The organism is Streptococcus sp. SO4 (genome assembly GCF_030440055.1).
Classification (GTDB): domain Bacteria; phylum Bacillota; class Bacilli; order Lactobacillales; family Streptococcaceae; genus Streptococcus; species Streptococcus nidrosiense.
In genome coordinates this window covers 1-9,646 of sequence record NZ_JAQFJI010000022.1, presented here as the reverse complement: position 1 = coordinate 9,646, position 9,646 = coordinate 1, and the positions used below count along the sequence as shown (strand labels likewise).

General features: G+C 39.4%; 4 protein-coding genes. All 4 read left to right on the top strand.

Annotation, left to right across the window (positions count from 1 at the left end; translation table 11 throughout):
- The first annotated feature begins 242 nt into the window (after positions 1–242).
- The 4 genes from PCY08_RS09835 (at position 243) to PCY08_RS09820 (ending at position 8,958) form a co-directional block, all read left to right on the top strand.
- Positions 243–1,151: a LysR family transcriptional regulator gene (locus PCY08_RS09835; RefSeq protein WP_045763101.1), complete on the top strand. Its 909-nt coding sequence runs from the start codon at positions 243–245 to the stop codon at positions 1,149–1,151.
- Between the two features lie 39 nt (positions 1,152–1,190).
- The gene (gene queA / locus PCY08_RS09830; RefSeq protein WP_301560219.1) at positions 1,191–2,219 is read left to right on the top strand and encodes a tRNA preQ1(34) S-adenosylmethionine ribosyltransferase-isomerase QueA; all 1,029 of its coding nucleotides are present in this window, start codon (positions 1,191–1,193) and stop codon (positions 2,217–2,219) included.
- 179 nt (positions 2,220–2,398) lie between these two features.
- On the top strand, positions 2,399–2,956 hold the full coding sequence (locus tag PCY08_RS09825) for a hypothetical protein (RefSeq protein WP_045763102.1): 558 nt from the start codon (positions 2,399–2,401) through the stop codon (positions 2,954–2,956).
- A 620-nt stretch (positions 2,957–3,576) separates the two neighbouring features.
- Positions 3,577–8,958, top strand: coding sequence for an FctA domain-containing protein (locus tag PCY08_RS09820; RefSeq protein ID WP_301560218.1), 5,382 nt, complete (start codon positions 3,577–3,579; stop codon positions 8,956–8,958).
- The last annotated feature ends 688 nt before the right edge of the window (positions 8,959–9,646 follow it).

Below are 9,646 nucleotides of genomic sequence, written 5' to 3'. Positions count from 1 at the left end.
AAAGTGATATTCAAGAAATTATCAACCACAAAGCCCTCACTTAGATTATACTTCTAAATGAGGGCTCTTGTCTTTATTTTCGTGTTTCTGTGGGTGACGGCTATGTCGTCATGGCTGTCTGTCCCACTCTCTCTTTTTAGGTCGCTAGATAAAGTCATTTGAAAGCATTCATCTAAGCTTAGCCACAGAGCTTTCAGTGACTGGTTCTTTTTATATTGCCTCAAGTATGGTACAATAAAAGCATGAGAATTCAACAATTACACTATATTATCAAAATTGTAGAGACTGGTTCGATGAATGAGGCTGCCAAGCAACTCTTCATTACGCAGCCTAGTCTATCAAATGCGGTTCGTGATCTAGAAAATGAGATGGGGATTGAGATTTTTATCCGAAATCCTAAGGGAATCACCCTTACACGTGATGGAATGGAATTTCTATCTTATGCTCGTCAGGTTGTTGAGCAAACTCAACTTCTAGAAGAACGTTATAAAAACCCTATCGCTCATCGCGAGCTTTTTAGTGTGTCTTCGCAACACTATGCTTTTGTGGTAAATGCCTTTGTTTCCTTGCTCAAAAAGAGCGATATGGAAAAGTACGAGCTTTTTTTGCGTGAAACCAGAACCTGGGAAATCATTGACGACGTCAAGAACTTCCGCAGTGAAGTCGGAGTCCTCTTTTTAAATAGCTATAACCGTGATGTCCTTTCTAAGATGTTGGATGATAACCATCTGGTTGCCCACCATCTCTTTACAGCCCAACCTCATATCTTTGTCAGCAAGTCCAACCCACTTGCCCAAAAAGACAAGGTGCAGTTGGCAGACCTAGAAGACTTCCCATACTTGAGCTATGACCAAGGAACCCATAATTCCTTCTATTTCTCAGAAGAGATTTTGTCACAGGAACACCACAAGAAATCCATCGTGGTTAGTGACCGTGCGACCTTGTTCAATCTCTTGATTGGTTTGGACGGCTATACCATCGCGACTGGTATCCTCAATAGTAATCTTAATGGAGACAATATCGTCTCGATTCCACTTGATATTGATGATCCCATTGAGCTGGTTTATATCCAGCATGAAAAGACAAGCTTATCCAAGATGGGTGAACGCTTCATCGAGTATTTGCTTGAAGAAGTTCGTTTTGATAGCTAATCATAAGTATATTAGAAAAGAAAAGGAAAAATGACACCAATGAATACCAATGATTTTGATTTCCACTTGCCAGAGGAGCTAATTGCTCAAACTCCTTTGGAAAAGCGCGATGCTTCTAAGCTTTTGATGGTCAATCGCAAAACAGGAGAATTTCAAGATCGCCATTTTCACTCTATTATCGAGATGCTAGAGCCAGGTGACGCCCTAGTTATGAATGATACCCGCGTTTTACCAGCTCGTCTTCATGGTCAAAAGGAAGAAACAGGTGGACACGTTGAACTCTTGCTCTTGAAAAATACAGCTGGAGACGAATGGGAAGTCTTGGCGAAACCAGCCAAACGTCTCAAGGTCGGTGCCCGAGTTATCTTTGGTGATGGTCGCCTCAGCGCAGTCGTGACCGAGGAATTAACCCATGGTGGCCGTATTGTCCGTTTTGAGTATGAGGGTATTTTCCTAGAAGTGCTTGAAAGCCTTGGAGAAATGCCGCTGCCTCCTTATATCCATGAAAAGTTGGATGACCGTGAACGGTACCAGACAGTCTATGCCAAGGAAAGTGGCTCAGCCGCTGCCCCAACTGCAGGCCTACATTTTACCAAGGAATTACTAGAAGAGATCCAGCAAAAAGGGGTTCACCTAGTTTACTTGACCTTGCATGTTGGTCTTGGAACCTTTAGACCTGTTTCGGTAGATAACCTGGATGAACACGAGATGCACTCAGAGTTTTATCAATTGTCTGAAGAAGCTGCAGCGACCTTGCGTCAGGTCAAAGATAATGGTGGCCGTGTCATTGCTGTGGGGACAACCTCTATCCGTACACTAGAGACCATCGGAAGCAAGTTTGACGGTCAAATCCAAGCAGACTCTGGTTGGACCAATATCTTTATCAAGCCAGGTTATGACTGGAAGGTTGTGGATGCTTTTTCTACTAATTTCCATTTGCCTAAGTCTACCTTGGTCATGCTCGTTTCTGCTTTTGCAGGCCGTGAATTGGTCCTTGAAGCCTACCAGCATGCTATTGACCAAAAATATCGTTTCTTTAGCTTTGGTGATGCCATGTTTATCTATTAAAAATAGAAGGGCTAATTCCTGATTGGATTAGCCTTTTTTGGTGTCAAATAACTATTGAATTATATGGAAATAAATGATACACTGAAAACTACAGGTTAGCCGTCAAAAATATATGTAATTTCAGGCTAGCTAGTTTAGATGCAGATGAGACTGTATCATCATTTTAAAAGGAGATTATCATGAAAAAAACATTGCGCTATACCAGTCTTTCAGCTCTTGCCTTGTTGGCTGCGGTGACACTTGCTGCTTGTGGAGGAAATGCTGAAAAAACTACAGCATCTTCAAGCAAAGAGGTTTCATCCTCTAAAGTAACCAAGGAGTCATCAAGTAAAACAGAAGCTAGTCAAAAAGAGGAGCATAAGTCTGAGACGAGCCCATCAAGTTCCGCAAGCACTCAAACGGATAAGAAGGAAGAGAAGAAAAAATCTCCAGAAGCTTACGCAAAATTCCTTGGGACTTGGGAAAACTATGCAGGAACAACAGCGACAGTTACAACGGATGGAATCGTGACCATTCAAAGTTCAAAAGGAACCTTCCAGTATGAAATGGGCCAAGTAGAGGAAAAAGATGGCTACTATTCGACAGGAATCCATCTTGTCGATGGTGGAGAAGGTGCACGCCTCATCTTTACACCAGCAGGTGTAGCAAATGAATTAACTGGTACGGATGGTAGTCAAGATGTCTTAGCAATCGGACAATCACCAAGCGACAAAGATAGTCATTTTTACCGTAACTAAGCATGAGAACAGGAAGTAAGGGTGCGTAATCGCCCTTGCTTTTTTTATGTTTTCGAAGCATACATTTTAAATCATTCGAGTTTATACGACGTTTAAGTTGGATAATGAACAAGTCCACTTTAAAGTGAAAGATAATAAGGATGATATCAAAGAAGCCAAATTCAGAGCTTAAGAATGAAGAAAAAGTCCATTTTGGACTATTTTCTTCATTCTTTTTATTTTACTAGATAAAAACTCTTAAAAATACTTCAGTATTTCTAAGGTTTTCGCTACCTCCAAAAAGAAAATTCTTTAATTACTGGATGGGATTGGTCTACATTCTGAAGTCCTGTTTCAAAGTTTTTCTAACGGATTCTAATAATAGAACAATTGAGATTACCTTGAGTGCAACTATTTCAGAGTGGGGCAAATATAGGACAGAGAATGTAACTTGACTATAGAATTTGAAAAATCATTTGAATAAATTTTTAAATAAATATTAATTGTTGACTAGAATGTTTCCAGAGATTTTTAAATTATTCGAATAAATTAAAAACAAATAAATAAGAAAAAAATTGCATCATAAATCTAATAATGTTATAATCGAAATGAAATGCAGCTATAAAAACAGGAGAATATAGATGAAAAATAACTTTTATGAATCAAAGGAACGTTTCTCGATCCGGAAATATACTGTTGGTGTTGCTTCCGTTTTATTGTCAACGCTGGTATTTGCTGGAGGAAATGTTTGTGCGGATGAGGTAAAGGCTCTTACAAATACAGAAACCTCAATTGTTACAGCAGAAAATCAGGGAGATAAAAATAAAGAGTATGACCTTGAACGAAATGAGATATCAACATTAAAGAAGGATGAAAATCAACCAAATGAAGCTGTAATTACTACTAATAATAGTGTTGCTCCTACTGAGTTGAATTCTACATCGTCTAAAAAGTTTACAGAAGATCCTGAAAATGTAGATAGTGAGATAAAGACGGAGACGCAATCTACAGAAAAATTAAGACGAACCAAAAGGGAGACGCCTTCTTCAGGTAGTGAAACAACCTACGTTAAAACAGGTGATACGATTACTGTACAAAATCCAGATGTTGAAGTCAATTTTCCAAATGGAAATAGTTTATATGCTCCAACAGAAACTATCATTCATATGGAAATACCCGATGAGCTAGAAATTAAACAAAATGATAAGGTCGTTGTTGATATTCCAGATGAAATTAGAATTCCTACGAGCCTACATTATGATGTAACTGGTCCCAGTGGAGAAGTGATTGGTAATGTTCTTCTTAATTCAGTTAGTAACAAAGTGATAACCACTTTTACAGACTATTTCGAGAAAAACAAGGTTGCTAAACAATTCACATTAACATTTAGTACTGGTTGGAAATCATATGTTAAACCAAATGTACCAACGGAACTTAATTTCAGCGGACGAAAGATTACAGTAACAGTAGGACCGGAGAGTGCTCCTGTACCGGTTGAAAAGACCAAGGTCACAAAATACGGTGAGGCAGTAATTGGTCATCCTGAACTAATCAAATGGACCATTCGTCTAAATTCAGGTAGTCTAGTAGCTCCTCAGGTTTTGACAAATTACCAATTAATTGATACGCTTCCGGATGATCAAGAATTGGTTCAAGATGGAGATCCTATTTTGGACGAATTTGATGCAGAAACGAAAGAAACATGGCGTTTAGGTCGTGCAGCATCTATTCCTTCAGATCATGTAGATTTATGGAATGGAAAAGCTCTTAGAGCTGAAAGAGTTCAGTCGATTTCTCCGTGGATTTCCAAAGGGAATGCTATTCAGTTATTAGAAAATATAAAAGAAAGTCCAACTGGCTTTTCTTTCAAGATAGCGCGATTAAATGAACTTATTTACATTCGTTATATGACGAGATTGAAAAAGGTACCAAATACCAATGAGGAATTACAAGAAAAACATGGTAATAACATCAAAATAACTTACAATAATGGTGAGGAACAAGCTTATCAAACAACTTTTGCATTTAAGGCGGGTGGTTCTGGTTCAGCATCAAAAGCAAAACAACCAGCAAGAGTCGATTTATCATTTACAAAAAGTCTTGAAGGAAGAAAGTTAAAAGCTGGTGAATTCACCTTTAATTTAATTGATCAGACGGGTCAAGTAGTTGATACTCAGAAAAATGATAGTTTTGGACATATAACCTTTATTCCGCAGTTGTTCAACTCTGCAGGAACTTATCATTATACGGTTGAAGAAGTGGCGGGTTCTGAAACTGGTATGACTTACGATAAAATGAAAGCTGATGTGATTATCACGGTAAGCGCTAGTGGAGATTCCTATGTAGCTCAAACAACTATGCCAACTGATACCGAGTTCAACAATACCTTTAAATCATCTCCTGTTAAAGTAAATCTGGAATTCAATAAAGCGCTTTCGAACGGTAATTTAAATGCAGGGGATTTCAGTTTTACATTGATTGGTGATAACAATGTTAATGAAACGGTGACTAACAAGGCTGATGGGAAGATTAACTTCAACGAATTGTCGTTTGATCAAGTGGGTGTATACAACTACACTGTTAAAGAAGTGAAGGGTGATAAGGCTGATGTAGACTACGATGATATGACTATCGCAGTGAAGGTGACTGTAACAAAAGATGAAGATTCTGGTTTGTTAACTGCCCAAACCGAAATGATATCAACAGGTGGTGAAGCAACTGGTACAGATGATACAACTTTCAATAACTACATTGTAGCCCCAGTCACTGCACAATTCGACTTTAGTAAGGCTCTTGCAGGCCGTACTCTTAAAGATGGTGAATTCAGCTTTGTCTTGAAAGATGAGAATGGTACGGTTCTTCAAACGAAGAAGAATGATGGCGATGGTAAAGTTGCATTCGATGTGATCACTTACAAGAACAAGGAAGTAGGTGTTCATAAGTATACGGTAGAAGAAGAGGCTGGCTCAGAAGCAGGAATGACCTATGACCCAATGAAGGCAGAGGTAACAGTTACTGTCACGAAAGATAGTCATACCCTTACAGCGACCAAAGCTCTTCCAACAGATACAGAGTTCAATAATACGTTCACCCCAGCAGCAACCAGTGCCCAATTCAAGTTCACGAAGAAACTTGAAGGCAAAGCCCTAGAGGCAGATGCTTTCAGCTTCGAGTTGCTTGAAAACGGTCAAGTGCTTCAAACGAAGAAGAATGCGGCAGACGGCACGATCCAATTTGACGCTATTTCATATGATAAAGAAGGTACACATACCTACACTGTTCGTGAAGTGGCAGGCGCAGATACAGATATTGACTACGATACTATGAACGCTGAAGTGACAGTTAAGGTCACAAAAGACGCAGCCACAGGTATCTTGACAGCAAATGTCACAATGCCAGCTGATAGCGAATTTAACAACTATGCAGTAGCCCCAGTCACAGCCCAATTTGACTTTAGTAAGGCTCTTGCAGGACGTACTCTTAAAGATGGTGAGTTCAGCTTCGTCTTGAAAGATGAGAATGGTACGGTTCTTCAAACGAAGAAGAATGACGCCGATGGTAAAGTTTCATTCGATGCGCTTACTTACAAGAACAAGGAAGTAGGTGTTCATAAGTATACAGTAGAAGAAGTCGCTGGTTCAGAAGCAGGAATGACTTATGATCCAATGAAGGCAGAGGTTACAGTGACTGTAACGAAAGCAGGTCATACCCTTACAGCAACCAAAGCCCTTCCAACAGATACCGAGTTCAACAACACCTTCACACCAGCAGCGACAAGTGCCCAATTCAATTTTACTAAGAAATTGGAAGGAAAAGCTCTTGAAGCCGATGCCTTCACCTTTGAATTGCTTGAAAATGGCACTGCCATTCAAACGAAGAAGAATGACGTTAATGGGAACATCCAATTTGATGCCATTTCATATGACAAAGAAGGAACCCATACTTACACCGTTCGTGAAGTAGCTGGAACAGATACAGACATTGATTATGATAGTATGACTATCGCAGTTAAAGTTACTGTTACTAAAGATATTACTACAGGTCTTTTAAGTGCTAAGACTGAAATGACTGCATCGGGAGGTGAAGCAACTGGTGCAGATGACACAATTTTCAATAACTACGTTGTAGCTCCAGTTAAAGCACAATTCGACTTTAGTAAGGCTCTTGCAGGCCGTACCCTTAAAGATGGTGAATTCAGTTTTGTCTTGAAAGATGAAAATGGTACGGTTCTTCAAACGAAGAAGAATGACGACGATGGTAAAGTTTCGTTCGATGCGCTTACTTACAAGAACAAGGAAGTAGGTGTTCATAAGTATACAGTAGAAGAAGTCGCTGGTTCAGAAGCAGGAATGACTTATGATCCAATGAAGGCAGAGGTTACAGTGACTGTAACGAAAGATGGTCATGCTCTTACAGCAACCAAAGCCCTTCCAACAGATACAGAGTTCAACAACACCTTCACACCAGCAGCGACAAGTGCCCAATTCAATTTTACTAAGAAATTGGAAGGAAAAGCGCTTGAAGCAGATGCCTTCACCTTTGAATTGCTTGAAAATGGCACTGTGATTCAAACGAAGAAGAATGATGTTCATGGAAATATCCAATTTGATGCCATTTCATATGACAAAGAAGGAACCCATACTTACACCGTTCGTGAAGTAGCTGGAACAGATACAGACATTGACTACGATACTATGAACGCCGAAGTGACAGTTAAGGTCACAAAAGACGCAACAACAGGTATCTTGACAGCCAATGTTGTTATGCCAGCGGATAGCGAGTTTAATAACTATGCGGTAGCTCCAGTGACAGCGCAATTTGACTTTAGTAAAGTCTTGGCAGGACGCACTCTAAAAGATGGAGAGTTCAGTTTTGTCTTGAAAGATGAGAATGGTACGGTTCTTCAAACGAAGACTAATGGTGTCGATGGTAAAGTTTCATTCGATGCGCTCACTTACAAGAACAAGGAAGTAGGTGTTCACAAGTATACAGTAGAAGAAGTCGCTGGCTCAGAAGCAGGAATGACATATGACCCAATGAAGGCAGAGGTTACAGTGACTGTAACGAAAGATGGTCATACCCTTACAGCAACCAAAGCCCTTCCAACAGATACAGAGTTCAACAACACCTTCACACCAGCAGCGACAAGTGCCCAATTCAATTTTACTAAGAAATTGGAAGGAAAAGCCCTTGAAGCCGATGCCTTCACCTTTGAATTGCTTGAAAATGGCACTGCCATTCAAACGAAGAAGAATGACGTTAATGGGAACATCCAATTTGATGCCATTTCATATGACAAAGAAGGAACCCATACTTACACCGTTCGCGAAAAAGCAGGTAACGATACAGACATTGATTATGATAGTATGACTATCGCAGTTAAAGTTACTGTTACTAAAGATATTACTACAGGTCTTTTAAGTGCTAAGACTGAAATGACTGCATCGGGAGGTGAAGCAACTGGTGCAGATGACACAATTTTCAATAACTACGTTGTAGCTCCAGTTAAAGCACAGTTTAATTTTACTAAGAAACTTGATGGTCGTGCGTTGAAAGCTGGTGAATTCAGCTTCGTATTGAAAGACAAAGATGGTAACGTGATTGAAACCGTAAGCAATGATGCTGAAGGTAAGATCAAGTTCTCAGCTCTTGAGTTCAAACGTGGTCAAGAAGGTACATATATCTATCACGTAGAAGAAGTGAAAGGTACAGAGGCTGGAATTGAGTACGATAAGATGGTAGCGACTGTTGGAGTTACTGTAACTAAGGATGGTAAAGTGTTGACTCTTACTTCACAAATGCCTGAAGATACTGAGTTTAACAACAAGGTAACACCGCCAACACCGCCAACACCGCCAACACCACCAACACCACCAACACCGCCAACACCAGAAAAACCTAAAGGTCCTGAGTTGCCAAACACTGGTGAACAATCTAAATCTGAAATTGCTGTACTTGGTGCTGCACTTGGTCTTGTAGGTCTAGCTTTGGTTGCGAAACGCAAAAAAGAAGATGAAGCTTGATATATATAGAATGAATCAAGATTTTATTCTAGATATTTAAATTAGTTCTATTTAAAAATTATTAATGTATTTATTGAATAGATTAGTTTTTAACTAACTTGAAGTGGTTGGAAAAGAAATCTAGACGATTCTGGGTGACTGCTTAAGTTAGGAATCTTTAATGGATAGCGAATAAATTATCGAGTTGGGATGAACACCACCAATAGTAGCGTAGAGGCCGGTACTTAAATGCTCTGTATTCAAAATAAGTTTTCACAAAATGGGCACCAGTTGCTTTGTCTATTGTCTTGAATGATATGCGTTAAAAGTTAGTTATCTCGAGCAATACGCACGATGGTGGAGAGGGTGCGCGTCTGATTTTTACCTCAGCTGGAGTCCAAAATGAATTGACAGGTAAGGATAGAAGCCAATACGTCTTGGCAATTGGCCAATCACCAAAATACAAAGACAGTCATTTTTACCGTAACTAAGGATGGAAAAAAAGAAGTGAGCCAAACTGATGGCTCACTTTTTGAATTGTAAAAATTGTAGATGAGATTTTTAATGCCGAACAAAAAAACCGGCTCTATAATATTTGTAGTGGGTAAATCCCCTATGGATCTTATGGAGCCTATTTTTGTGTAGAAAAAAAGTCCCATAAGATCTATAATGAAAAGCGACCAAACCATCATTAGAAAGAATCATATGG